Raw genomic sequence first — 26853 nt, 5'->3', positions numbered from 1 at the left:
CGTGTCGCGCCCCCGTCCTCACCAGGTGACCGGCAGCCGCTCCACTCCGTAGGCGGTCGACCGGACCCTGAACTCCACGTCCTCGGCGGGTATCGCGAGGCGCAGCCCGGGGAAGCGGCGCAGCAGCTCCGCGTAGCCGATGCGCAGTTCCATCCGGGCGAGGGCGGCGCCCAGGCAGTGGTGGATGCCGTGCCCAAACGCGACGTGGGGTCCCGGCTCGCGGGTGAGGTCGAGACGGTCGGGCTCGTCGGTGAGCGCCGGGTCGCGGTTGGCCAGCGGGATCGAGCAGACGAGGGTGTCGCCCGCTCTGATCCGCTTGCCGCCGAGCGTCATGTCCTCCACCGCGGTGCGGGGCGTGGGAGCGTGCGGCACGGACAGATAGCGCAGCAGTTCCTCGATGCCCCGGTCGAGGGCCGCGGGGTCGTCGCGGACCACCGCGAGCTGGCCGGGGTTCTCCAGGAGCGCCAGCGTCCCGAGGCCCAGCATCCCGGAGATGTTGTCGAGGCCCGCGAGCATCAACAGGACGCAGATGCCCCGCAGTTCCTTGTCGGTGAACTCCTCGCCGTGATCCCGTACCAGCATGCCGAGGAAGCCCTCGTCGGGGTCCTTGCGCTGGCGGGCCACCAGGGCGGCGAGGTAGCGGGTGAACGCCGTTCCGGCGGCTGCCCGCTCGCCTCGTCCCTTGCCGGTCTCCAGGTGGGCGTGGCAGCGGCGCAGGAAGTCGTCGCGGTCGTCGCGCGGCACTCCGATCAGCTCGCACAGCACGGGGCCCGGGACGGCGGCCGCGAACAGTTCGACGAGGTCGGCGGGTGGGCCCGCGCGTTCCACGGCGTCCAGGCACTCGGTGACGATGGCCTCGATCCGGGGCTGGAGTCTGCGCATCCGCCGGACCGTGAACTCGGGCGTGAGCATCTTGCGCAGCCGGGTGTGCTCGGGCGGGTCGTAGTCCATGAGCAGCCCGATGCCGTCGTCGGGCCGCTGGGGCCGGCTGGTTCCCCCCGGTGTGCGGGCGCCGAAGCGGCTGGTGGAGAACCGGACCTGGTCGCCGAGGACGTGGCGTACCTCGTGGTAGCCGGTGACCAGCCACAGCGGCCGGTCGCCCGCGCCGGGTGCCAGGCTGACCCTGGTGACGGGGCCGCCGGCGGAGAGCCGGCGCAGTTCGTCGGCCGGATCGAAGCGGGTGCGGCGGGTGTGCACGGGCACGGGCGCCGGTTCGTTCGGCATGTCGTTCCTCCCTACCAGGACACCGGGAGCGTCTCCACGGAGCGTGCCGTGAAGCGGAGTTCGTCGCGCGGCACCGCGAGCCGCACCTTGGGGAAGCGGTGCAGCAGCCGCGAGATGGCGATCCGCAGCTCCATGCGGGCCAGGGACGCGCCCATGCAGTAGTGGAGGCCGTGTCCGAAGGCCATGTGGTGGCTGTTGTCGCGGGTGATGTCGAGGGAGTCCTGCGGGTCTCCGGGCGGCCGGGCCGCGTTGGCCTCCAGGAGGGAGCACGCCACGAACTCACCGGCCTTGATCACGTGGTCCCCGATGGTCACGTCCTGCGTGGCGGTACGCGGTGAGGCGTGCGGGATGATCGTGACGCTGCGGATCACTTCCTCGACCGCGTGGTCGATCAGTTCCGGGCGTTCGGTGAGCAGGGCGAGCTGGTCCGGGTTCTCCAGGAGCCCGACGAGACCGAGGCCCAGGGTGCCGCCGGTGATCGGGATGAAGGAGGCCAGGAGGGTCGCGGCGGTGCCGGTGAGTTCCGCGTCGGTGAGGCTCGCGCCGTGGTCGCGGATCAGCCGGCCGAGCAGATCGTCGCCGGGCCTTCGGCGCTTGAGCCGCATCAGCTTGTCCAGGTAGGCGAGGTACGCGGTCCCCGCCATGTCCCGCTGTTCCCGGTCGGGGTTGTCGAGGCGGTTGGTGTCGAGGTGGCGTACCAGCTCCGCCTGGTCGTCGCGGGGGATGCCGAGCAGGGCGCAGCCGATCAGACTGGTGGCCGGCCAGACGAAGTGGGCGACGAGGTCGACCGGTTGGCCGGCGCCCTCCACGGCGTCCAGGCGGTCCTTCACGACGCCTTCGACGAGGGGTTCGAGGGCGCGGACCCGTCGGAGGGTGAATTCTCCCGTCAGCATCCTGCGCAGCCGGGTGTGCTCGGGCGGGTCGTACTGGAGGAGGTTGCCGGGCTGGATCAGCCGCCGGGAGGCCTCGGGGGTCCGCGCGGGCGGCATGGTGCTGAACCTGTCGTCGCTGAGGATCGCCCGCACCTCGTCGTAGCCGTTGGCGATCCAGGCACGGTCCGAGGTCCCCGGTACGACGGTCTCGACGAGCGGCGTTCGTTCGGATTCCTTCAACGGCTTGGGCATGGGCGGTCTTCCTTTCCCGCGCGAGTCCGGCGGAGCGTGACGTCACCAGACGACCGGCAGTACGTCGACTCCGTAGTTGGGTGTCCAGGTCCGGTACCGGAGCTGCTCGGCCGGCACGGTGAGCCGCAGTCCGGGGAACCTGCGCAGCAGTGCCGGGAGGGCGATCCGCAGTTCCAGCCTGGACAGCGAGGCGCCCAGGCAGTGGTGGATGCCGTGTCCGAAGGCCATGTGGCCGCTGCTGTCGCGGGTGATGTCGAGGGTGTCCTGCGGCACTCCCGGAAGCTGGGCGCGGTTGACGGCGAGCAGGGAGCACATCACCACCTCGCCCGTCCTGATCACGTGTTCGCCCACGCGTACGTCCTTCAGGGCGTAGCGGGGTATGGAGTTCGGCACGGACGAGACGTAGCGGAGCAGTTCCTCGACCGCCTGGTCGGTCAGCTCCGGCCGGTCGAGGAAGAGCGCGAGCTGGTCGGGGTACTGGAGGAGGGCGAGAGGGGCCAGTGCCAGCATTCCGCCGACGTTCTCGATGCTGGAGCCCAGGAGTGTCGCGGCGATGCCCGTCAGTTCGTCGTCGGTGACGTCCGTGCCGTGCTCGCGGATCAGCATGCCCAGCAGGTCGTCTCCGGGGTCGCGGCGCTTTTGCCGGACGAGCCTTCTGATGTACGTCACGAACGCGTTGCCCGCCGCCCGCATGCGCTCCCGCTCGCGGGGATCGGTGCGGTGGTCCGTGGCGGCGGAGGAGGTGGAGACGAAGTGCCGGGCCAGGTCGGCCGCGTCGTCGCGGGGCACGCCGAGCAGGGCGCAGCCGACCAGGCCGGGGATGGGCAGGGCGAAGGTGGGCATGAGGTCGGCGGGCGGACCGGCCAGCTCCAGCGCGTCCAGGCAGTCCGTCACGATCTCCGTCACGAAGGGTTCCAGGCGGCGGATGCGCCGGACGGTGAACTCGGGCACCAGCATCTTCCGCAGCCGGGTGTGCTCGGGCGGGTCGTACCGCAGGAGGTTGCCGATCTCGACGCGCCCCGCGGCCCCGTGCATCTGCGTGGGCGGCGGAATCATGCTGAACCTGTGGTCGTCGCTGAGGATCGCCCGTACCTCGTCGAAGCCGGTGGCGAGCCAGTGCCAGCCCGAGAACGACCCCTCGGCGTCGACCCTGACGAGCGGTGTCCGCGCGCTGATGCTCGCCAGTTCGGGCATGGGTTCTATGCCGTTGCGGCGGGTGTGCGCCGCGGTTTTCAGTCGCTTGGACATCCAGGGGTCCCTTCGTCATCCGTGTTCCGTGTCAGGGGATTTCGGGCTTCACTTCGTGCCGCTCTCGTCGGCCTGTCGGAGTTTCGCCGCGAGGATGGCCCCGATGTCCGACGACGGCACGGGCTGGAGCATGGTGTAGTGACTCGCGGCGATCTCGTGCGACTCGACGTCCCCTTCGACGAAGGGCTGCCAGCTCTCCCGCGCGGCCGCCGCGGTCAGTTCCGCGGGCCGGTCCTCGGCCGCGATGAGGAGCAGCAGGTCGCCGTGGACGCGGCGTGGCGTGTGGTGCGGGGTGAGACGGCCGATGTTGTCGATCACTGCTTGCATGTTCGACCTCAGGCTTTCGTCCATGCCCTTGCCGACGTCCTGGCCCAGGGTCTGGCCGCGCTGATTCCGCGGGGGGTCTTCGTCCTGGCCGGGTTCGTTCCGGCGGCCGAGGTCGGCGCCGCCGGATCCCTCGGGGTAGCCGTCCATCACCGCGAGCAGGCGCACCTGTTCGCCCTGCTCCTCGAAGCGGGCGGCGACCGCGTGTGCGATCAGGCCGCCGAAGGACCAGCCGAGGAGGTGGTACGGGCCGGTGGGCTGGACGGTCCTGATCTGTTCGGCGTAGTCGGCCGCCATCTCCTCCACGCTCTGCGGCATGGGCTCCGGTTCCGCGAGCCCGCGCGCCTGCACGCCGTGGACGGGCAGGTCCTCGGGCAGGTGCCGCAGGAGGGCCGCGTACGCCCAGCTCAGTCCCGTGCCGGTGTGGAAGCAGAAGAGCGGCGGGCGGGTACCCGTCGGGCGCAGCGGCAGCAGGACCTCCAGGTCGCCGTGGTCACCGCCGGCGCGGCGGGCCGCCCTGGCACCGTGCTGGGCGTCCTGGCTCCTGCCGCGCAGGGCGAGCAGGCCCGTGGCCGTCCGCTTCGCCCGCTCGCCGGTGTGGAGCATCCGCTCCCCCTCGGCCCCGAAAGGACAGGCGGCGAACCGCTCGCCGGTCGGGCGCGGGCCGTCCGCGTACCCCCGTGCCAGCGGGTAGCCCGCGACGTACAGGTCGCCGGTGCCGCCCGGCGGGACGGGGCGCAGGAAGTCGTCCAGAACGTATGCCCGGGTGCGGGGCGCCGGGCGTCCCGCGGGGGCCTGCGCGGGGAGGGGTTCGCCGGGCGCGGTCCTGTGATCGAGCCACGCGCCCGCGGTCTCCGCCGTGCCGTGGACGCTGACCAGCGCGGTCCGCGGATGGCGGGCCAGCCAGTCCCGTGTGTCCTGAACGGCTGTCGCCCCGGTGTCGTCGACGACCGTGACCTCGGCGAACGGCGGCTGTCCGGACGCCGGTTCGGGGATCGTCGGCAGCAGCTCGCGGGTGGTGACGAGGAGCTGCGCACCGTCCGGCGCGGTGCTCGGCGCCGCCTCGTCGCCGCCCGCTGCGAGGCGGACGCTGCCGCCCTCGCACAGGGTGGCGAGCAGGGGGGTGAGGAACGCGGTGACGGGGGCGCGTACGTCGAGGACGCTCACCCCGTCGCGCGTCGGTGAGACGCGCGTGCGGTGCGTGATCTGGTCGTGCAGCGTCCGGTGCTCGATGACCGCGCCCGCGACGGACCCGTCGGCTCCGCCGGGTGCCGTGGAGCCGAGGACGAGCGCGGCCTGGCCGGGCAGCGGCAGCCGTCGGGCCGCCCCGGCGACGGCGTCCCCGCCGCCCGCCGCGGCCGCCTGCGGGCCGTCGACCAGCAGCATCGGCACCGTGATGCCGTCGGCGAGGAGCGGGGCCACGGCCATGTCGCAGACCAGGGCCGCGGGGGTGGCCCGGCGCAGGCACGAGGCGATGTCCTCCATGGGCCGGTTCGGGTCGGCGAACATGCAGGCGGCACCGGACCGGAGCACGCCGAGCAACGCGACGACGAGTGCGGTGGTGGGCGGCAGCGCCACGAGGACCACGTCCTCCGCGCCGACCCCCTGTGCGGCCAGGCGGTCGGCGAGCCGCTCGGCCGCGGTGTCCAGCGCGCCGTGGGTGAGCAGGCCGTGCCGGTCCGTGACGGCCACCGCGTCGGGGCGCAGCGCGGCCTGCTCGGCGAGGAGTGCGAGGACGGTGCGGCCCGGTAGGCCCGGTGCCTCCGCCGCCGTGTCGTGCCAGGCCTCCACCACGTGGTGGCGTTCGGCCGGGTCGAGGAGGATGTCCACCTGGCTCAGGCGCAGCCCCGGTTCGGCCGCGACCTGTTCGAGGACGCGGACGAGCCGCCGCGTGAGCGCGGTGACGGTGGACCGGTCGAACAGCTCGGCCGCGTAGCGGACGGTGCCGTCGACGCCGTTCGGGCGGCTCTCGACGCCGTACCGCTCGGTGAGGCTGATCGCCAGGTCCAGTTCGCCCACCGGTGTCCCCACGGGCACGCGCGTGGTGCTGAGGCCCGGCAGGGCCGGTGACTCCCAGATCTCGGCGGCGTCGCCGTGCACTTCGAGCAGGACCTGGAACACGGGGTGCCACGTCGCGGAGGCCGGCAGGGAGAGGGCGTCCACGAGGCGTGCGAACGGCACGTCGGCGTTCTGCACCGCCCTTTGGTACGTGTCCCGTGACCGGCCGAGCAGTTCGCGGAACGTGGGGTCGCCGGAGGTGTCCGTCCGCAGGGCCATGGGGTCGGCGAAGGGGCCCACCAGGCCGTCCAGGTCACCTTCCTCGTCGCGCAGCGGCAGCACCGTGCCGAGGGTGACGTCGGGCCCCGCCCCGAGCCCCGAGAGGAGCAGGGTGAGCGCGGCTTGCAGCGCCATGGAGACCGTCGCGCCCTCGCCCTCGGCCACCTCCTTCAGCCGGGCGTGCGTGTCGCCGTCGAGGTGCACCGGCACGGAGTCGGTCCGGTGGGAGGCGACGGGTGGCCGCGGCCTGTCGGCCGGCAGCTCCAGCTCCGCGCCCACGCCCGCCAGTACCTTCTTCCAGTGGGCGAACTGCTCGCCGATCAGGCTGTCCGGGTCCCGCTCGTCCCGGAGCATCTCGCGCTCCCAGAGCGCGTAGTCGGCGAACTGGAGGGGCAGCGGGGCGCGTTCGGGGGCCCTGCCCTCGCGGCGCGCTCCGTAGGCCGCCGCCAGGTCGCGGACCAGGATGGTCAGCGACGCGTCGTCCGTCGCGATGCGGTGCACCACGATCAGCAGGACGTGCTCGGTGTCCGAGAGCGCGAACAGGCGGCAGGTCCACGGCGTCTCCCGGGTGAGGTCGAACTCGTACCCGGCGTGGTCGGCGAGGAGATCCGGCAGTTCCTCCTCGGTCGCCGCTGTCACCGGCAGCGCGGGCCGGGCCGCGTCGGCGTCCAGGACGTGCTGGTACAGCTCGCCGCCCGCGGAGCAGGTGAAGGTCGTACGCAGCATGTCGTGCCGTGCGGCGACGTCCCCGAGGGCCGCCTCCAGTGCCTCGCGGTGCAGAGTGCCGCGCAGGCGCAGCGCGACCGGGACGCGCCGGACCGCCGAGCCGGGGTTGTCCCGTTCGAGGCGCCAGGTCCGTGTCTGGCTCGCCGTGGCGGGGATCTCCTCGGGGTGGTCGACCGGCCGCAGCTCAGGAAGCTCCTTCGACGTCAGCAGCCTGGCGACGCCGAGGGGGGTGGAGGAGCCGAAGAAGCGGCGCATGCTCAGCTCGGTGCCGAACTCCTCGCGGATCCGCGCGGCGAGCCGCATCGCGAGGCCCGAGTCGCCGCCCAGGTCGAAGAAGTTGTCGTCGATGCCGACCCGTTCGAGGTCCAGGATCTCGGCGAACAGTGCGCAGAGGGTCGCCTGGGTCTCGTTCTCCGGTTCCCGCCCGGAGACCCGCCCCGCGAAGTCGGGGACGGGCAGCGCCCTGCGGTTCACCTTGCCGTTGCGCGTGAGCGGCAGCTTTTCGAGGACCACCACCGAGACGGGGACCATGTACGACGGCAGGGTGCGGCCTACGAACGCGCGGATCTCCTCGGTGTCCGGCTCCTCGGCATCCTGGTCGGCGACGACGTAGCCGACCAGGCGCCGGTCCCCCGGCCGGTCCTCACGCAGTACCACCACGGCCTGCCGCACCCGCGGGTGGGAGGAGAGGACGGCCTCGATCTCACCCGGCTCCACCCTGAATCCGCGGATCTTGACCTGGTCGTCCGCACGCCCCGCGAACAGCAGTTGTCCGTCGGTCGTCCAGCGGGCCAGGTCACCGGTCCGGTACATGCGTCCGCCGTCGCCGAACGGGCAGGCCACGAACCGTTCGGCGGTCAGGCCCGGGCGTCCGACGTAGCCGCGCGCCACACCTGGCCCCGCGATGTACACCTCGCCGATGACGCCCGGCGGCACCGGATGGAGGTAGCCGTCCAGGACGTAGGTCCCGATGTTGCCCAGCGGGCGGCCGATCGGCGGCGGGCCGTCGCTCGGCCTGATGTCCTCGTCCACGGGGCCCGCGGTGGCCATCACGGTCGCCTCGGTGGGGCCGTAGGTGTTCCAGACCCGCGCCTGCGGGGTCCAGCGGCCGGCCAGGTCGGCGGTCAGCAGCTCCGCGCCGAGGACCCAGTTGTCCACGCCGGGGACCGCGTCGGGGTCCAGCAGGTTCAGCAGCGACGGCACGACGCTCGCCGTGCTGACGCCCGAGGCCTGGATCATCTCGGCCAGCGCTCCCGGCTCGGCCCGTTCCTGCCCCGAGGCGACGACCAGCGTGCCGCCGCCCGCGAGGGTGACGGCCACGTCGAGGACCGCCGCGTCGAAGCTGAACGACGCGAACTGTAGGACCGACACGCCCTCGGCGACACCCAGCGCGGGCCGCATCGTCTCGGCCAGGTTCGCCACACCGCCGTGCGCCACGGCGACACCCTTGGGGGTGCCCGTGGACCCCGATGTGTAGATCACGTAGGCCAGTTGCCCGGGTGTCACCGTCACGTCGGGCGGCTCGGCGGGCTCCGCCGCGATCGCCCGGCCGGTCTCCACCTGGTCGAGCAGTACCGCCCGGGCCGCTCCCATCGACAGGCCGTCCAGGGAGCCGCCGGACCCGATGACCACCCGCGCACCGCTGTCGGCGATCACATGGTCCAGCCGGTCCGCCGGGTACTCCGGGTCCAGCGGTACGAACGCGCCGCCCGCCTTCCACACCGCCAGCTCGGCGACGACCATGTCGATCCCGCGCGGCAGGCACAGGCCCACGGTGGCTTCACGGCCGATGCCTCGATGCGTCAGGTAGCGGGCCAGTCGGTTCGTCCGCGCCTCCAACTCGCCGTACGACAGCGCGTCCTGGCCGCACCGCACCGCCACCGCGTCCGGCGAGAGGCCCGCACGCAGCTGGAACAGTTCCGGCACCAGCGCGTCCGGGACCGCCACCGCGGGAGCGTTCCACCGCTCTGTCACCAGCGACCGCTCGGCGGTGTCCGAGAGCTTGATCCGGCCCACGGTGAGGCCGGGGTCCGCCGCCATCTGCCGCAGGGCCCGCACGAGGCGGTCGAGCAGGGCGCGGGCGGCCGGTTCCTCGAAGACGTCCGTCCGGTAGGTGAGCCGCAGCCGCAGCCCGCCGAGCGGGTCCACGACGAGGCCGAGCGGATAGTTGATCGACTCGCGCATGCCGGCCTCGGTGAAGCTCAGGCCGGCCGGTGCGGCCTCCCGGGGGCCCTCACCGGGCTGTGCGGGGGCGTCCATGCCGGTGGGGAAGCTCTCGAACGCCATGAGGGAGTCGAAGGTCGCTCCCGGTCCGGCGATCCGCTGGATGTCGCCCAGGCTCAGGTACTGATGGTCCATCAGGACGGACTGCCTGGCCTGTACGTCGGTGAGGACCTCGGCGACGGTCCGCGCGGGCTCGCAGGCCACGCGGACGGGCACGGTGTTGATGAACAGGCCCAGCATGTCCTCCATGCCCGGCAGTTCGGCGGGCCGGCCCGCGACGGACGCGCCGAACACCACGTCCTTGCGGCCCGCCAGCTGGCCGATGACCAGCGCCCAAGCTGCCTGGACGACGGTGTTCAGCGTCACGTCGTGGGCGCGCGTCAGCTCGCCGAGTGCGGCGTTCAGCGCCTCGTCGGCGACGGTGAAGACCTCGCCCGATACGCCGGACGCCTCGACCGTCGCGCCCGGGGTCACGGGCACGACCAGCGTCGGCTCCTCGGCGTTGGACAGCTCCGCCGCCCATGCCTCCTGGGCCGCTTCCCTGTCCTGGCGGCCGAGCCAGGCCAGGAATCGCGAGTACGGCGTCACCGGGGGCAGGCCGTCGGCGGTGCCCCCCGCTTCGTAGCAGGCCCACAGCTCGCGCCGCAGCACCGGCAACGACCAGCCGTCGAGCACGATGTGATGGAGCGTCACCATCATGCGGTACCGCTCGTGGCCGGTCTTGACGAGCAGTACCTTCAGCAGCGGCGGCTTGTCCAGGTCGAAGCCCTTGTCCCGTTCCTCGTTCCCGATCCGGTCCGACTCCTCCCGGGCCGCGTCCTCGCCGAGTTCCGACAGGTCCTCCTCGCGCCAGGGCAGGGCGACCCGGGGCATGACGATCTGGACGGCCTGCCCGGACCCCGCGACCTGCCGGAAGCCGACGCGCAGGCTCGCGTGCCGGTCGAGGAGCGACTGCCAGGACGCCCGGAGGACGTCGGTGTCCAGCGGCCCTTCGAGGCCTACGATCATCTGCTCCACGTACACGTCCGGGCCCTCGTCCGCGAACATCGAGTGGAACAGCAGGCCCTCTTGCAGCGGGGAGAGCGGCCAGATGTCCGCGAGGCCCGGCGCCGCCTCCTCCAGCTTCTCGACCTGGGTCTGCGTCAGTGTGACCAGCGGGAAGTCCGAGGGGGTGTGACCGCCCGCCGCGGGGTCCGCGGCGTGGGCGGCCAGGCCGGTGAGCATCGCCGCCCAGCCCTCGACCAGGGCGCGCGCCGCCTGCTCGTCGAGGAGGCGGCGCGGGCAGGCGAGGCTCAGGGTGAGGCGCGGCCCCTCGGGCAGGTCGTGGACGACGCCGGAGACCTCCAGGGGGTGGGCGACGGGGAGCTGCCCGCCCGCGGGATCGGGCGCCGTGTCCGGGCTCTCGTCCGCGGGGGCGCCGGGGACGCGGCCGAGGTAGGTGAAGCCGACGCGGGCGGCGGGCAGGGCGGCGAGTTCCCGCGCCGTCTCGTCGTTGAGGTGGCGCAGCAGGCCGTAGCCGAGGCCGTCGCCGGGCGCCGCGCGCAGTTGTTCCTTGACGCGTTTCACTGCGTCGCCCGCCGACGGTCCGCCGGACAGGATCTCGTCGAGGTCGGCGGTGCCCGCGTCGAGCCGTACGGGGTGTGTGCCGGTGAACCAGCCGACCGTCCGCGACAGGTCCATGCCGTCGGACAGCTCCACCCGGCCGTGGCCCTCCACGTCCACCAGGAAGCCGCCCTCGGGGTCGGCGCCGTCGCGCCACCGCGCGACCGCGGCGGCGAGTCCGGTCAGGAGTACGTCGTCGACGCCCGCGTGGTAGGCGGCGGGCACGCCGGTCAGCAGGGCCGAGGTGACCTCGGCCGGTACGGTCACCGAGACGCGCCGCACAGTGGCGGCCACGTCGCGTGCCGGGTCCGCGGGAAGTGCGGTCAGCAGCGGGTCGGGGCCCTGGAGCAGCTCCGCCCACCGCGGGAGTTCGGCGGTCCGGTCCGCGCTCCGCGCCTGCTCGGCCAGGGCGCGCGCCCAGTGCCGGAACGACGTGGGGACCGGCTCCAGTTCGGGCTTGCGGCCGGCGGCGAGGGCCGCGCAGGCCTGCTCCAGGTCGGGCAGCAGGATCCGCCACGACACCGTGTCCATCACGAGGTGGTCGACGACCAGCAGCAGCCGCCCGGCGGTCTCGGGCCCGAGGTCGAACCAGACCACCTGCACCATGACACCGGAGCGCGGATCGAGTCGCTCCACCGCCGCCCGGCTCTCCTCGGCGATGGCCCGGGGCAGGTCGTCGGCGTCCACGGCGGCCGCGTCGACCCGGCGCACCCACGATCCGGCCGGTGCGGTGCCCGGTCCCGACACCACGAGCCGCCGTTCCGGTTCCATCTGGAGGCGGGCGCGCAGGATGTCGTGGTGGTCCACCACGGCGCGCACCGCGTCGGCCAGCGTCTCGCGGCTCAGCCCGGCCGGGGCCTCGACGACGGCGGACTGGACGACCCGGCCCACCTGGTCGGCGCCGACGCGGTCCAGCAGTTCGTGCATCACGGGCGTCAGGGGCACCTCGCCGGTCCCGGGGTCGCCGCCGCCGACGGCCCCGCCGTCCACCGGTACGGCCACCAGCGCGAGGGCGGCCGGGGTGCGGTGCTCGAACACCTGGCGTGCGGTGATCGCGAGGCCGGCGCGGCGGGCCCCGGACACCAGCATCATCGACAGGATCGAGTCGCCGCCGAGGGCGAAGAACGAGTCGTCGGCGCCCACCCGTTCGACGCCGAGCGCCTCGGCGAACACGGCGCACAGGACCGCCTCGACGGGCGTCCGCGGATCCCGGCCGCCCTGTCCGGCGCGTTCGGGCGCGGGCAGGGCGGCCCGGTCGAGCTTGCCGTTCACGGTGAGCGGCAGCGCGTCCAGGACGACGACGGTCGCGGGAATCATGTAGTCGGGCAGGCGCGCTCCGGCGAAGGTGCGCAGCGCCTCGGGGTCGATCGTGCCGCCGACGCCCTCGGCCTCGCTCGCGGTGTCGGTGGCGGGCACGACGTACGCGACGAGCCGTTTGTCGCCCGGCAGGTCCTCGCGGGCGAGCACCGCCACCTGGCCCACCGCCGCGTGTGCGGCGAGCACCGCCTCTATCTCGCCGGGCTCCACGCGCATTCCGCGCAGTTTGACCTGCTCGTCCGCCCTCCCGGCGAACACCAGGTGGCCGTCTGCCGTCCAGCGGGCCAGGTCACCGGTCCGGTACATCCGTCCGCCCGCGCCGAAGGGGCAGGCCACGAAACGCTCCGCCGTCAGCTCGGGCCGTCCCGCGTAGCCCCGTGCCAGGCCGGGTCCCGCGACGTACAGCTCGCCGGTCACGCCGGGCGGCACCGGCCGCAGGAACCCGTCGAGCACGTACGTGCGCGTGTTGGCGAGCGGGCGTCCGATCGGCGGTGGTTGGTCGCCCGCGGCGATCCCGGCGTCGACCGGGCCGACGGTGGCCATCACGGTCGCCTCGGTGGGCCCGTACGTGTTCCACACGCGTGCCCGCGCGCTCCACCGGCTCGCCAGGTCGGCGGTCAGCAGTTCGCCGCCGAGCACCCAGTTGCGTACGCCGGGCACGTCGGCCGGGTCCAGGGCGCGCAGCACCGAGGGCACGACGCTGGCCGACTCGACGCCCGTGTCGCGGATCATCCCGGTCAGCGCGTCCGGTTCGGTGCGCTCCTCGGTTGAGGCGATGGCCAGGGTGGCCCCGGCGGCCAGGGTGACCGCGACGTCGAGGACGGATCCGTCGAAGCCGAACGACGCGAACTGCAACATGACCGTGCCCGCGTCGAGGTCGAGCGCGGGGCGCATCGCCTCCGCGAGGTTCGCCACGCCGCGGTGGGCGAGGGCCACGCCCTTCGGGCGTCCGGTCGACCCGGAGGTGTAGATGACGTAGGCGAGCTGGTCCGGCAGGAGGGTCACGCCGGGCGGTTCGGCCGACGTGGCGGCGATCGCCCGCGCGGTGGCGGGGTCGTCGAGTCGTACGACGCGTACGTCGTCGAATGGCGGCTCACCGGCGCGGTGTACGGTCGGCGGCTCACCGGCGCAGAGGACTGTCTGGGCGCCGCTGTCGGCCATCATGAACGCGAGCCGGTCCGCCGGGTACTCCGGATCCAGCGGCACGAACGCGCCGCCCGCCTTCCACACCGCCAACTCGGCGACGACCATGTCGACACCGCGCGGCAGACACAGGCCCACCCTGGCCTCACGACCCACGCCCCGACCCGTCAGGAAGCGGGCCAGCCTGTTCGCTCGCGCCTCCAACTCCCCGTACGACAGCACGTCCTGGCCACACCGCACCGCCACCGAGTCCGGCGAAAGGCGCGCCCGCTCCTCGAAGGCGGCCACCACGGAACCCGTGGACACCGGCCGTCCCGTGGCGTTCCACCGCTCGACCACCTGTGACCGCTCGGCCCCGTCGAGGACGTCGATGTCGCCGATCCGTGCGGAGGGGTCGGACGCCATCCGCTCCAGGGCCCGGAGGAACCGCTGGACGATCGACTCCGCGGCGCCGCGGTCGAACAGGTCCGGCCGGTAGTCCAGCTTGAAGCGCATCCGGTCGCCGCCCGGGAGCGCGACGAGCGTCAGCGGATAGTGCGAGGCGTCGCGCGAGGCCCCGGCCGGGCTGAGGGAGATGGTGTCGGGGCCGGGTGCGGGGGCGGCGGGCGGCAGCGGGTAGTTCTCGTACAGCACGAGGGTGTCGAAGACGGCCGCGGGGCCCGCGAGCTTCTGGACCTCCGCGAGTCCCACGTGCTGGTGCGGGATCAGCGCGGACTGGCGCTCCTGGAGCCGCGCCAGCATCTGGGTGACCCGCTGCCCGCCGTCGAGCGGCACACGTACCGGCAGGGTGTTGATGAAGAGGCCGACCATGGACTCGACGCCCGGCAGCTCGGCGGGCCGTCCCGCGACGGTCGCGCCGAACACCACGTCCGTGCGTCCCGCGAGACGTGCCAGGACCAGCGCCCAGGCGCCCTGCACGACCGTGTTCAGCGTCAGGCCCTCGCCGCGCGCCAACTCGGTAAGGGAGGCGGTGAGTTCGGCGGGCGCGGAGGCGTGGACCTGCTCGGGCAGCACGGGGGCGCGGCCGGGGTCCGCCGGTGCGACGAGCGTCGGGCCTTCGATTCCGGACAGTTCCGCCCGCCACGCGGCCGACGCCGCTTCCTTGTCCTGGCGGCCCAGCCATGCCACGTATTCGCCGTAGGGCGCGATCCGCTTCAGCGCGGAGGTGGTGCCCCCCGCCGCGTACGTCGCGTGCAGTTCGCCCAGCAGGATCGGCATCGACCAGCCGTCGAGCAGGATGTGATGGAGCGTCATGACGAGGCGGTGCCGGTTGTCGTCGAGCCTGATCAGCAGGAGGCGCAGCAGCGGCGGGACCGTGAGGTCGAAGCGCTCCGCCCGCTGCCGTGCCGCGAGCCGGTCGATCTCCACCAGGGCCTCGGCCTCCGGGAGCCCTCGGACGTCCGCCTCCTGCCAGGGCAGCACGACCTCGCGCGGGATGACCTGCACCATGTGCGCGCCGGTGACCGGCCGGAAGCAGGCCCGCAGCGCGGCGTGCCGGGCCAGCAGGGCCTCCCACGAGGCCCGCAGCCGATCCGTGTCCAGCGGGCCGTTGACGTCCACCGCCGACTGCACGGTGTAGACGTCCGGGCCCTGCTCGTCGAAGGAGGCGTGGAAGAGCATCCCCTCCTGCAACGGCGAGAGGGGCCACACGTCCTCGACGAGGGATCGGGATCGGGGTCGGCTCATCGTGCTGTCTCCTCACAACGGCTGGTGCCTGACGGCACAACGGCTGATGCCTGGCGGCTCACAACGTCCGGTGCCTGTCGGCGTCCGGTGCCTGAAGGTGCTTCGGGCCTGCTAGGACTGCTCGCCGGTGAATCCGGCTTCGAGTTCGTCGATCTGGTGTTGTGCGAGGTCGAGTAGGCGGAAGTCGGACGGGGTGTGCCCGCCCGCCGTGGGGTCGCTCGTGTGACCGGCGAGGCCGTCGAGCATCCTCAGCCAGGCGGTGCCGAGCCGTTGCGCGTCGGCCTCCTCCAGCAGCCGGCTCGCCCAGCTCAGCGTGATCGTCAGCTCGGGTCCGTCGGCGGTGTCCCGTACCACCGCGCCCGCGTCCACGACATGTGTGGCGGGCATGTCCAGGTCGACCGAACCGCCGATCGCGCTCTCACCGGCCAGGTGCCACGGCCCGACCGGACCCGTGCCGGTGCCGCCGTCCGCACCGTCGCCCGCCGCGAACCGGCCCAGGTAGTTGAAGCCGATCTGCGCGGCGGGCGCGGCCTTGAGGACCGGTCCCGTCACGGGGTTGAGATGACGCAGCAGCTCATGACCGAGGCCGTCCCCGGGCACCGCCCGCGCCTGTTCCTTGACGGCCTTCACCAAGCTACCGGCAGCCCTGCCGCCCGCCATAGCGTCGTCCAAGTGAGCAGTGTCCACGGCGAGGCGGACCGGGCGGACGCTGGTGAACCAGCCGACCGTGCGCAGCGGATCCGCGCCCTCCAGAGGTTCGCGGCCGTGCCCTTCGATGTCGACGAGGAGTCCCGCGGCGGTGTCGGGCCGCCAGTGCCCGACCGCGCCCGCCAGTGCCGCGAGGAGGATGTCGTCGACTCCGCAGTGGAAGGCCGCCGGGGCCTTGCCCACCAGGGTGGCCGCTTGCTCGGGCGGCAGTGTCCAGGTCCGGTGCAGAAGAGTGCGTACGGTGTCCAGGGCCGGGTCCAAGTCGCTCTGCCCGAGCGGGGGTTGGGGCTTGCCCAGCAGGGCGAGCCAGTCGTCCAGCTCGGCGGTGCGCCGCTCGTCGGACGCCTGCGCGGCGAGCAGTTCGGCCCAGCGGCGGAAGGACGTGCCCACGGGGTCGAGTGCCGGTGCGCGTCCGGCGGCGGCCGCCTCGCAGGCCGCCCGCAGGTCCGGCACGAGGACCCGCCAGGAGACCCCGTCCACGACCAGGTGGTGGACGACCAGGACGACCCGGCCCGTGCGGCCTTGGCCCGCGTCGGCCCAGACGGCCTGGACGAGGATCCCGGCGGCGGGGTCGAGGCGCTCCACGGCCTCGCGCGCCGCGCGGCCCGCGATCTCGTCCAGGGCTGCGTCGTCCCGCGCGCCCGTCGCGTCCACGCGGGCGACCAGGCCGGCGGCGTCGACCGACCCCCGCTCGCCGACGATCAGCTTCGGCTCGCCGGGGACCGTGCGGGCCCGCAGCATGTCGTGTGTGTCGAGCAGGGCGCCGAGGCCCGCCGTCAGCGTCTGCGTTCCCAGCCCGGCCGGTGCGCCGAGGACCGTCCACTGTGCGAAGCCGGGGCGTGCGGCGCGTTCGCCCAGTGCGCGCATCACCGGCGTCCAGGGCACCTCGCCCACGCCGGTGTCGTCGACGGCGGCGTCGGGCTCGGCGGCCTCCGCGACCTCCGCGAGCCGCTCGGGGGTCTTCTCCTCGAAGACCTGCCGTGACGTCAGCAGGAGTCCCGCCCGGCGCGCACGGGACGCCAGCTGCATCGACATGATCGAGTCACCGCCCAGCTCGAAGAAGCTGTCGCCGACCCCGACCCGCTCCAGGCCGAGAACCTCGGCGAACAGGTCGCACAGGAGCCGCTCGGTCCCGTTGCGCGCCTGCCCGTCGGTGACGCGCTCGGCGAGGTCGGGTGCGGGCAGCGCGGCCCGGTCCACCTTGCCGTTGGCGTTCAACGGCAGCCGGTCCAGGGGGACGAACACGGTCGGCACCATGTACTCGGGCAGTCGCTCCCGTACGTATGCGGGCAGGTCGGCGATGTACGTGGGCGGTTCGGTCGGGGGCGGTTCGGTGGCGGGCGGAGCGGCGGCCCCGTCTGCGGTCGGCGCGTCGCCGCTGTGGCGGGCGGGGTCCGCGACGACGTACGCGACGAGGCGGTTGCCGTCGGTGTGGTCCCGGCGTGCGACGACGACGGCCTGGACGACGTCCGGGTGGGAGGTCAGGGCCGTTTCGACCTCGCCGGGCTCGATCCGGTGGCCGCGGACCTTCAGCTGGTCGTCGGCGCGGCCCGTGAAGAGCAGTTCGCCCTCGCGCGTCCACCGCCCCACGTCGCCGGTGCGGTACATCCGCTCGCCCGCCGCGAACGGGCAGGCGACGAACCTCTGGGCCGAAAGACCCGCCCGCCCCAGATAGCCCCGGGCGAGCCCGGCGCCCGCGACGTACAGCTCACCGGGGACGCCGGGCGGCGCGGGCAGCAGGAACTCGTCGAGGACGAACACCTGCGCGTTCGCCATCGGTTGCCCCATGGGCACGACGTCGCGGCCCGGTGCCAGCGGCTCGCTCATGGCCGCGCAGACCGTCGTCTCGGTGGGGCCGTACGCGTTCACCATCCGCCGCCCCGGCGCCCACCGGTCGACGAGCCCGGGCGGACATGCCTCGCCCGCCACGACCACGGTCTCCAGCGCCGAGGGCAGCCGCTCCTCGGCGGCGAGGACGCTCGGCGGCACGGTGACATGGCTCGCCCGCGCCCGGCGCACGGCCTCGTCCAGGGACACCCGTGGCGGCAGTTCGTCGGGGGCGGCCACGACCAGCGACCCGCCCGACAGGAACGCCATGCAGAGTTCGGAGACCGCCGCGTCGAAGCTCAGTGACGCGAACTGGAGCACGCGTGAGTCAGCCCGGACCCCGAAGCGGTCGATCTGCGCCCGCGCGAGGTTGCCGAGGCCCGCGTGGGTGACGACGACGCCCTTGGGGGCCCCCGTCGACCCGGACGTGTAGATGACGTAGGCGGCGTTGGAGGGCCGCAGGGGTGCCGTCCGCTCCTCGTCCCGCAGCGGGCCGCCCGCGCAGCGACGCACCTCGCCCGCCACGCGCGGGGCGTCGGTCACCACGACGCGGCCGGTGAATCCGGCGGGCACCGCGCCCCGCGACCGCTCGGTGCACACGACCACCGCGGGGGCGGCGTCGGCCAGTACGTACGCGATGCGCTCCGCCGGGTAGTCCGCGTCCACCGGCAGGAACACGCCTCCGGCCATCGACACGGCGAGGAGCGAGCGCACGGTGGTCGCCGACCGCTCCCCGACGACGGCCACCCGGCGCTCCGGACCGACCCCGGCCCGGACCAGATAGCGGGCGAGCCGTCCGCCGTCCTCCATCAACTCGCGGTAGGTGACCGACTGTTCGCCGTCGATCATTGCCACCGCGTCGGGTGTGCGCTGCGCCTGTCGTGCGATCAGCTCGGGCAGCGGTGCCGCACCGGACGCCGGATCCGGCGTCCGGTTCCACTGTCGTACGACGAGGTCGCGTGCGGCGGCGGCCACGACGTCCACCCGGCCCACGGGCGCCGCCGGGTCCGCGACCAGCTGCTCCAGGATCCGCACCAGCGAGGCGACCATGTCCTTTGCGCGGGCCCGGTCGCACACGTCTGGCCGGAAGACGAAGTCGCCGTGCATGCGCTCCCCGGGCGAGACGACGAACGTCAGCGGGTAGTGGCCCATGTCCTGCGGATCCCCGTCGGGGCGGATGCGCAAGGAGGTGGGGGCGGCCGTGGCGCCGGGCGGGTGGGGATAGTTCTCGTAGACGACGAGCGTGTCGAAGGACGCGGCCGGGCCCGCCAGTTGACCGATCTCGGCAATGCCCATGTGCTGATGGGCCATCAGGGCTACCTGCCGGGCCTGGAGTTCGGCGAGCATCTCGCGGACCGGCTGCCCGGCCACCAGCGGTACGCGTACGGGCACGGTATTGATGAACAGGCCGATCGCCGACTCCGCGCCGGGCAGGTCCGCGGGCCGGCCCGCCACGGTCGCGCCGAACACCACGTCCGTACGGCCCGTGAGCCGCGCGAGGAGCAGTGCCCAGGCGCCCTGCACCACGGTGTTCACGGTGAGGCCCTGCCTCAGGGCCAGCTCCGCGACGCCCCGCGACACCTCGTCGGGGAACGCGAAACGGATCCGGTCCGGCACCATCGGCACCCGTACCGCCTCGGCGGGCGCGACCAGCGTCGGCTCGTCGAGGCCCGCCAGCTCCGCCCGCCAGGCGTCCCGCGCCGCCTCCTTGTCCTGTCGGCCCAGCCACGCGAGGTAGTCCCGGTAGGACGTCACGGGCGGCAGGTCCCGTCCGTCGCCACCTGCGGCGTGCGCCTCGTACGCCGCGTGGAGGTCGTTGATCAGGACCGGCAGGGACCAGCCGTCCATCGTGATGTGGTGGCTGGTGAGGACCAGGCGGTGCCGGTCCTCGGCGAGGCGGATCAGGAGGAGCCGCAGCAGCGGGGCCCGTGTCACGTCGATCCGCCGCGCCCGCTCGCTCGCGGCCAGGCGCTCCGCCTCGGTGTCCGCCTCGGCCTCGGGCAGGCCGGACACGTCGGCTTCGCGCCAGGGCAGTTCGACGTCCCGGGTGACGACCTGAACGGCCTCTCCCGACGCGAGGCGATGGAAGCTCGCGCGCAGGATCGGGTGCCTGCGCAGCACGGTCTCCCATGCGGCGCGCAGCCGGGCCGCGTCCAGCGGCCCGTGCAGGGCCAGGGCCCGCTGGCCTTCGTAGACGTCCGGCGCCTCCTCGTCGAAGGTGGCGTGGAAGAGCATGCCCTTCTGGAGAGGGGACAACGGCCATACGTCTTCCAGTCCGGGCACGGCCGACTCCAGCCGCTCGACGCCGTCCTGCGTCAGGGCGTTCTGCGCCAGGGCGTGCTGCGTCAGGGTGTTGTGCGTCAGGGCGGCCAGGAGGGGAAAGTCGCTGGGCGTGTGCCCGCCCGCGCCGCTCTTCTCGGTGTGCGCGGCGAGACCCCCGAGCATCGCCCCCCAGGCCCGGCCGAGCCGCTCGGCCTCGGCCTCCGTCACCAGCAGGCCCGGCCGGGTCAGCGTGAGCGTCAGTTCGGGCCCCTCCGGGGTGTCCCGCACCGCCGCCCCCGCCTCCAGGACATGGGTGGCCGGCATGTCGGGGTCGACGGAGCCGCCGATCGCGGTCTCTCCGGCGGGCTGCCAGGGGGTCGGCGCGCAGGGGGTGGTGCTGCCGGTCCTGGTGGCGGTGGCGGTGGCGGCGTTGGTGGAGCGGCCGAGGTAGTTGAAGCCGATCTGCGGGCTCGGGGCGGCTGCCAGGGCGGGGGCGGTCTCGGGGTTGAGGTGGCGCAGGAGGGCATGGCCGAGCCCGTCGCCGGGTACCGCGCGTGCCTGCTCCTTGACCGCCTTCAGGAGTGCGCCGGCGGCGGGGCCGCCCGCCTGGACCTGGACCGGGTCCAGGCCTGCGGTGCCCAGCCGCACCGGGTGCGCGCTGGTGAACCAGCCGACCGTGCGCGACAGGTCCACGCCGTCGTCCAGCGTCTCGCGACCATGCCCCTCGATGTCGACCAGGACGCCCGACGCGGTGTCCGGCCGCCACTGCGCGAGCGCGCCTGTCAGGGTTGCGAGGAGTACGTCGTCGACTCCGCAGTGGAAGGCGGCCGTGGTCCGGCCCAGCAGCGTGGCGGCCTGCTCCGGTGGCACCACCCAGGACGTGCGGCGCAAGGTCCGCGCGGTATCCCGCGCGGGGTCCAACTCGCGACTGCCCAAGAGAGGTTGAGGCTCGCCCAGAAGGGTCAGCCAGTCATTCAGTTCGGCGACCCGTCGCTCGTCGACGGCCTGTGCCGCCAGCAGTTCCGCCCAGCGCCGGAACGACGTGCCCACCGGGGCGGGCCGAGGCTCGTCCCCTGCCGCCGCCGCCTCGCACGCGGCCCGCAGGTCCGGCACGAGGACCCGCCAGGACACCACATCCGCCACCAAGTGGTGCGCCACCACGACGAGTCGTCCGTCATGGTCCGGTCCGGCATCCACCCATACCGCCCGCACCATCACGCCCGAGGCCGGGTCGAGATGCCGGACGGCCTCCTGTGCCGTCCGCTCCGCGACCTCGCCGACCTCCGCGGCGTCCGCCGAGACCCGGGACACCAGTGCCGACGCGTCGACCGTGCCCGGCTCACCGACGATCAGCTTCGGCTCGCCGGGGACCGTGCGGGCCCGCAACATGTCGTGCGCGTCCAGCAGGGCGCCGAGGCCGGTGGTCAGCACGTCGAGGCCCAGCCCGGCCGGGGCACCGAGGATCACCCACTGCGCGAAGCCGGCATCGGCGGCTCGGTCGCCGAACGCCCGCATCACCGGCGTCCAGGGCACCTCGCCCACCCCGACGTCGACGGTCGCGGCCTCCTGCCCCGCCACCGCCACGACCATGGCCAGGCGTTCCGGGGTCTTCTCCTCGAAGACCTGCCGGGGCGTCACGACCAGGCCCGCCTCCCGCGCCCGGGAGGCGAGCTGCATGGAGCTGATCGAGTCGCCGCCCAGCTCGAAGAAGCCGTCCTCGGCGCCGACCCGTTCCAGGCCCAGCACCTCGGCGAACAGTCGGCACAGGGTGCGTTCGGTGGCGGTGCGCGGCTCGCGTCCGGTCATCTTGGCGGCGAAGGCCGGTGCGGGCAGGGCCGCGCGGTCGAGCTTGCCGTTGACGGTCAGGGGCAGGGCGTCCAGGACGACGATCGCCGCGGGGACCATGTAGTCGGGCAGCCGGTCGGCCACGTACGCACGCAACTCCCGCGCGTCCACGCCCGGCGCCTTCACGTCCAGGCCCGGAACCTTCGCGTCCATTTCCGGCGTCTCCGCGTCCAGGGCCGGCACCTCGGTACCCACGCCCGCCGTCTCCGCGTACGCCGCTTCGGCAACCACGTACGCGACGAGCCGCCGCTCCCCCGGCCCGTCCTGACGGGCCACCACGACCGCTCGGCCGACCGCCTCGTGACCGGCGAGGACCGTCTCGATCTCACCCAGCTCCACCCGGAACCCACGGACCTTCACCTGTTCGTCCGCACGCCCCACGAACAGCAACTCGCCCTCGGCCGTCCATTGGGCCAGGTCTCCCGTCCGGTACATCCGGTCCGCGTCGCCCGGTCCTCGGAAGGGGTTGGTGACGAACCGCTGGGCGGTCGGGCCCGGCCGGTGGAGGTAGCCGCACGCCAAACCCGGTCCCACGACGTACAGTTCGCCGACCGTTCCGGGCGCGACGGGTTTCAGGAAGTCGTCGAGGACGTAGATCCGGGTGTTGACGAGCGGGCGGCCGACCGGCACCGGGCCCTCCCCCGTCGTGTGCAACGGCTCGCTCATCGCGGCGCAGACGGTCACCTCCGTGGGGCCGTACGCGTTGACAAGGCGCCGCTCCGCCCAGCGATCGGCCAGCCACGGCGGGCACTCCTCGCCCGCGACGATCAGGGTCTCCACGGTGTCCGGCAGCGCGTCCACCGTCGCGAGGACCGACGGCGGGACCGTCATGTGCGTCACCCCGAACTCGGCGGCGACGTCCGCGAGTACGCCGTGCGGCGGCAGCCGGTCCGCGTCGGCCACGACGAGCGCCGCCCCCGAAAGGAGCGCCATGCACAGCTCGGAGACGGCGGCGTCGAAGCTCCACGAGGCCAGTTGCAGGACGCGTGAGTCCGGGCGTACGGCGAACCGCTCGATCTGGCCGGCGGCCAGGTTGCCGAGACCGCCGTGGGTGACCACGACGCCCTTCGGTGCCCCGGTCGATCCGGAGGTGTAGATCACGTACGCGGGATCTGCCGCGCGGCTCGGGCCGTCCTCGGGTATCCCGAGCGTCCCCGGCGTGTCGGACGTGTCAGGCCTCTCGGACGTGTCCGGCGTGTCAGATGTGTCAGGCCTGTCAGATGTGTCGGACGTGTCGTGGACCCACCTCGGCACGCCCGCCGGAAGCACCGCCTCGGTCGTGGCCGTGCACACCACGAGGGCCGGGTGGGCGTCTGCCAGCACGTGCGCGATGCGCTCCGCGGGGTACGCCGGGTCGACCGGTACGAAGGCCGCGCCCGCCCGGGCCACGCCCAGCAGGACCGCGACCACGTCGGCCGAGCGTTCCATCACGACGCCGACCAGGTCACCGCGGCGCACTCCGCGCGCCCGCACCTCGTGCGAGACGTGGTCGGCGGCCCGTGCGAGCTGCGCGTAGGTCCACTGCCGGTCCGCCGCGATGACGCCGGGCGCGTCCGGGGAGCGGCGCGCCTGCGCCTCGAACATTTCCCCCAGGGTCCCGGTGGGAACGGGCCGGTCGGTGGCGTTCCACCGTTCGAGGACCATGGTGCGCTCGGTCGACTCCAGCACGTCGACGTCGCCGACCCGGAGCGCCGGATCGGCCGCGATCCCGTCGAGGACGCGCGCCAGTTGCCCGCCCACGTGCAGGGCCCGCCGCCCGTCGAGGACGTCCGGCCGGTAGGTGAGGCGGACTCCCAGGCGCTCGTCCGGGACGACGCCGACGGCCAGCGGATAGTGGGTTCCCAGGCGGCTGTCGACCTGGGTGAGCGAGACGCGGCCGTCGTCCCGGCCGGGGCCCGGTGCGGGAAGCAGGGGTGTGCTCCGGGGGTAGTTCTCGAACATCAGCATGGTGTCGAAGGTCGCGCCCGCTCCGCAGGCCGCCTGGATCTCCGTCAGGCCAACGTGCTGATGCGCCATCAGTGCCGTTTGGCGTTCCTGGAGTTGGGCGAGCATCGCGAGCACCGGCTGTCGGGCGTCGAGCGGAACGCGCACCGGCAGTGTGTTGATGAACAGGCCGACCATCGACTCGGCGCCGGGGATCTCCGGGGGCCGTCCGGCCACGGTGGTGCCGAACACCACGTCCGTACGCCGGGCGAGGCGGGCGAGGACCATCGCCCACGCGCCCTGCACGACGGTGTTCATGGTCAGGCCCTGGGCGCGGGCCAGTTCGGTGAGGGCGTGTGTCGTGCTCCGGGAGAGGCGCAGCGAGCGTTCCTCGGGCAGGACGGGCGCCCCGCCCGGATCCGTGGGGGCCATGAGGGTCGGCTCGTCGGCTCCGGCCAGCTCGGCCTGCCAGGCCCGCCGCGCGGTTTCCTTGTCCTGCCGGTGCAGCCAGGCGAGGTAGTCCCCGTACGAAGCGGCCCGCGCGGGGGCGGCTTCGCCGGCCGCACGGGCCTCGGAATCCGCCGTATACGCCTCGGATTCCGCTGCGTAGGTCTGGGAGACCTCGTTCAGCAGGAGCGGCGTCGACCAGCCGTCGGCCACGATGTGGTGGCTGGTGACGATCAGGTGGTGCTGCTCCTCGGCGAGGCGGATCAGGAGCAGCCGCAGGAGCGGTGGCGCCGCCAGGTCGAGGCGCTCGGCCGCGTCGCGCGCGGCGAGCCGTCGCGCCTCGGCGAGGGCCTCGTCCGCCGGGCGGTCGGAGACATCGGCCTCGCGCCAGGGCAGTTCGACGTGCCGCGCCACGACCTGCACGGCCTCGCCGGTGGGCAGCCGGTGGAAGCTCGCCCGCAGTGCGTCGTGCCGCGCCACCAAGTCCTGCCACGACGCGCGCAGCCGCTCCGTGTCCAGTGGTCCGTCCACGGCGAGTACACGCTGACTCTGGTACGCGTCGGGGCCCTCGCCGTCGAAGGTGGCGTGGAAGAGCATCCCTTCCTGGAGGGGGGACAACGGCCATACGTCGGCCAGTTCCGGTACCGCCGACTCCAGCCGTTCGACGCCGGCCTGGGTCAGGGTGTTCAGGAGGGGGAAGTCGCAGGGCGTGTGTCCGCCGGCGCCGGGTTCCTCGGTGTGTGCGGCGAGGCCGCCGAGCATCGCGACCCAGGTCAGACCGAGGCGCTCCGCATCGGCTTCCTCCATCAGCTCGCCGGGCCAGCTCAGCCTGATCTCCAACGCGGGTCCGTCGATGGTGTCCTGGACGGAGACATTGGCTTCCAGGGCGTGCGGGAGGGGCATGTCGGGGTCGACGGAGCCACCGATCGGGGTGGCACCACCGGCCCGTTGCCAAGGGGTGGGCGCGCCGGTGGCGGTGGTCTCGGTGGTGAAGCGGCCGAGGTAGTTGAAGCCGATCTGCGGGGTCGGGGCGGCTGCCAGGGCGGGGGCGGTCTCGGGGTTGAGGTGGCGCAGGAGGGCGTGGCCGAGGCCGTCGCCGGGTACCGCGCGCGCCTGCTCCTTGACCATCTTCAGGAGTGCACCGGCGGCAGGCCCGCCCGCCCGGACCTGGGCGAGATCCACTCCCGCGGTGCCCAGCCGCACCGGGCGCGCGCTGGTGAACCAGCCGACCGTACGTGACAGATCCACTCCATCATCCAGCGCCTCGCGACCATGCCCCTCGACCTCGACCAGCACGTCGGTGTCGCCGTCGCCACGCCAGTGTGTGACCGCACCGGCAAGGGCCGCGAGCAGGACGTCGTCGATGCCGCAGTGGTACGTGTTCGGCGTGCGGCCCACGAGCGTGGCCGCCTGCTCCGGGGGAACGATCCACGTCCGCTGACACAGGGTGTGCGCGGTGTCGATGTCGTGGTCCAACGCCCGGCCACCCAGCGGGGTTTGGCTGTCACCGAGAAGCGTCAGCCAGTCGTCCAGCTCGGCGAGTCGCCGCTCGTCGCGTGCCTCCGCCGCCAGCCGCTCCGCCCAACGGCGGAACGAGGTCCCTACTGGGTCCAGGTGTGGCACCCGCCCGTCGACAGCCGCCTCGCAGGCGGCGCGCAGGTCCGGCACGAGGATCCGCCAGGACACCCCGTCGGCCACCAGGTGATGGGCCACGAGAACCAGTCGGCCGATTCGTTCCGGTCCGGCGTCCACCCATACCGCCTGGGCCATCACCCCGGCGCCCGGATCGAGGCGCTCCACGGCCTTCCGTGCCGCCTGTTCCGCGATCCTGTCCAGGGCGTCGTCCGCAGCGTGCACGGCCGCCACGCACGCGGTCAGGTTCCCGGCATCGACGGATCCCCGCTCGCCGACGATCAGCTTCGGTTCGCCGGGGACCGTGCGGGCCCGCAACATGTCGTGCGCGTCCAACAGAGCCCCGAGACCCGTGGTCAGTACGTCGAGGCCCAGCCCGGCCGGGGCACCGAGGATCACCCACTGCGCGAAGCCGGGCTGCGCCGCACGCTCGCCCAGCGCCCGCATGACCGGAGTCCAGGGCACCTCGCCGACGCCCACGTCGTGCGTGGCGGCCGCCTTCCCGGCGGCTTTCGCCAGCGTCTCCGCCACGGTGGCGAGCCGCTCGGGCGTCTTCTCCTCGAAGACCTGCCGAGGTGTCACGACCAGCCCGGAACGGCGTGCCCGGGAGGCGAGCTGCATGGAGCTGATGGAGTCCCCGCCCAGTTCGAAGAAGCCGTCCTCGACACCTACGCGGTCCAGGCCGAGCACTTCGGCGAACAGTCGGCTCAATATGCGCTCGGTCTCGGTGCGCGGCTGCCGTCCGGTCACCCGGGTTGCGAAGTCGGGGGCAGGCAGGGCGGCCCGGTCCACCTTGCCGTTGACCGTCAGCGGCAGGGCATCCAGGACGACGATCGCCGCCGGGACCATGTACGCGGGCAGCCGATCAGATACGTACGCAAGCAGCTCGCGGACATCGATACCTGGCCCGTCCGTGGTCACGACCGCCTCGACCTCACCCAACTCCACCCGGAACCCACGGACCTTCACCTGCTCATCCGCACGCCCCACGAACAACAACTCACCCCCGGACGACCACCGGACCAAATCCCCCGTCCGGTACATCCGCCGCCCGCCCTCGCCGAACGGACACGCCACGAACCGTTCCGCCGTCAGGCCCGAGCGCCCGCTGTAGCCACGTGCGAGCCCGGCAGCGGCGACGTACAACTCCCCTGCCACACCCGGTGGGACCGGCTGCAAGAACGCGTCAAGGACATACACCTGCCGGTTCGCCAGTGGCCGCCCGATCGGCAGCACCGAACCGCCCCTCACACCCACCGGCAGCACATGCCACGTCGCACACAACGTGACCTCGGTCGGCCCATACAAGTGCCGC

Annotated in this window: 5 protein-coding genes; all 5 read right to left on the bottom strand. The window is 73.5% G+C overall.

The window, feature by feature from the left end; genetic code table 11:
* Nucleotides 1–18: 18 nt before the first annotated feature.
* Nucleotides 19–1224, bottom strand: a complete 1206-nt coding sequence (locus tag IG54_RS0100025; RefSeq protein WP_030775365.1) for a cytochrome P450 — start codon at nucleotides 1222–1224, stop codon at nucleotides 19–21.
* A gap of 11 nt (nucleotides 1225–1235) precedes the next feature.
* Complete coding sequence (locus IG54_RS0100020) at nucleotides 1236–2348, bottom strand: cytochrome P450 (protein WP_051819150.1); 1113 nt, start codon at nucleotides 2346–2348, stop codon at nucleotides 1236–1238.
* Nucleotides 2349–2390: 42 nt separating this feature from the next.
* The gene (locus IG54_RS0100015) at nucleotides 2391–3596 is read right to left on the bottom strand and encodes a cytochrome P450 (RefSeq protein ID WP_030775360.1); all 1206 of its coding nucleotides are present in this window, start codon (nucleotides 3594–3596) and stop codon (nucleotides 2391–2393) included.
* Nucleotides 3597–3644: 48 nt separating this feature from the next.
* Nucleotides 3645–14894 (bottom strand): amino acid adenylation domain-containing protein, encoded by an 11250-nt coding sequence (locus IG54_RS42745; RefSeq protein WP_234335891.1) that lies wholly within the window; start codon nucleotides 14892–14894, stop codon nucleotides 3645–3647.
* Between the two features lie 111 nt (nucleotides 14895–15005).
* Nucleotides 15006–26853, bottom strand: an 11848-nt coding sequence (locus IG54_RS0100005; protein WP_037895867.1) for a non-ribosomal peptide synthetase, incomplete at its 5' end; no start/stop codon positions are given.

Source organism: Streptomyces sp. NRRL S-920 (genome assembly GCF_000717945.1).
In the GTDB taxonomy this organism is placed as follows: domain Bacteria; phylum Actinomycetota; class Actinomycetes; order Streptomycetales; family Streptomycetaceae; genus Streptomyces; species Streptomyces alboniger.
Note: the sequence above shows the minus strand (reverse complement) of the source record. Positions and strands in the feature narration are given on the sequence as shown.

Coding starts and splice junctions, on each gene's coding strand:
- IG54_RS0100025 (WP_030775365.1), bottom strand. CDS start 1,224: ATGCCGAACGAACCGGCGCCCGTGCCCGTGCACACCCGCCGCACCCGC.
- IG54_RS0100020 (WP_051819150.1), bottom strand. CDS start 2,348: ATGCCCAAGCCGTTGAAGGAATCCGAACGAACGCCGCTCGTCGAGACC.
- IG54_RS0100015 (WP_030775360.1), bottom strand. CDS start 3,596: ATGTCCAAGCGACTGAAAACCGCGGCGCACACCCGCCGCAACGGCATA.
- IG54_RS42745 (WP_234335891.1), bottom strand. CDS start 14,894: ATGAGCCGACCCCGATCCCGATCCCTCGTCGAGGACGTGTGGCCCCTC.